1 protein-coding gene is annotated in these 1,314 nt (G+C 77.3%); it reads left to right on the top strand.

What is annotated here, in order from left to right:
• Positions 1-1,314 (top strand): hypothetical protein (locus tag ACWC09_RS52660; RefSeq protein WP_450859440.1); only part of this gene is annotated, 1,314 nt, incomplete at both ends.

The following is a 1,314-nucleotide window of genomic DNA, read 5'->3' as shown; positions in this document are numbered from 1 at the left end:
GGCAGGCTGGACGGTCTGCCGGACGCTCCCACCGGCAGGCTGGACGGTCTGCCGGACGCTCCCACCGGCAGGCTGGACGGTCTGCCCGACGTGCCCGACGTGCCCGCCGGCAGGCCGCAGTCCCTGCCGAGCACCCACACCGTCGAGCCCGACGCCCTGCCGAGTGCGCGGGCCACCCGGCCCGAGCCGTCGACCACCGGCCGGCCCGAACCGCTGTCGCGCACGGCGGGCGACAACGGCCGGCCCGACGCCACGGTCCCGTCCGAGCCGCGTGCCGACGGGGACGAGCCGCGTGTGCCGCTGTCCGACGAGGCGGCCGACCGGATCGCCTCCGAGATCGAGGGCCTGCCCAGCGCACCGGTGAGTCCTTTGGCGCGTCCGGGCGACACTCCGGCCACCCAGGGGCACCCGGAGACGTCCCCGCAGGGGCGGCCGGCGCGTGTCGAGCCCTCCGCAGCCCGGCCCGGCGCAGACGTCACCCAGGCCCAGCGTTCCCGCCCGGCTGCCGAGACGGAGTTGCCGTCGGCGCCGGCGTCCGGGCCGCGCGTCGACCGGGCGACCATGCCCTCGCGTGTCCCGCAGGTCTCCGACCTCGAGAGGACCCTGGCGGAGATCGAGCACCAGGACGCGGCCCCGACGCCCGCCCACGACACGCCGGCGACCTCGCCCGAGCACACCGCCGCACCGACGGAACCGACCACCGCCGGGCGGCCCGAGGAACACGTCGCCCCGTCCACGGCCACACCGGTGCACGACGACACAGCCGAAGACCCGGCCTCGGGGGACACCGCCCGGACGCCGCGTACGGCCGAGGCCTCGTCGCCCTCCGTCGCTGTGCCGAAGCCGGTGACTCCGGAAGTCCCGGCTCCGCCGCAGCTCCAGGTTCCGGTACCGCCGCAGTCGCCGACCTTCACGCAGACGCCGGCCCAGGCGGTCACGCAGGAGGCAGAGGAGGCGGCGGCCACGACGGTGAGCGAGCCCGGGCAGCGTCCCGAGTCCCCGGCGCCGACCGCCACGGCACAACAGCCTGCGGTGCCGGCGCAGGCGACTTCGCGGACCGCCGGGCGGCCCGTGTCACCGGAGGGCTCTTCGCAGCCGCAGCCCGGGACGAAGGTGCCGGAACCGGGGCCCGAGCAGGCGCCGCCGTCGCAACGTCAGCAGTCGCGTCCCGACCCGGAAACCGACGCCTCCCCGAACCAGCGGCCCGGCGGGGCGGCCGCCATGACGGAGGCCGAAGCGGCCTCTGCGGCACGGTCCCGGCAACAGGCCGACGGGACGCGCCCGGCGGTGACGGAGGCCGAAGCGCTTTCTGCG

Source organism: Streptomyces sp. NPDC001617 (assembly GCF_053596855.1).
Note: the sequence above shows the minus strand (reverse complement) of the source record. Positions and strands in the feature narration are given on the sequence as shown.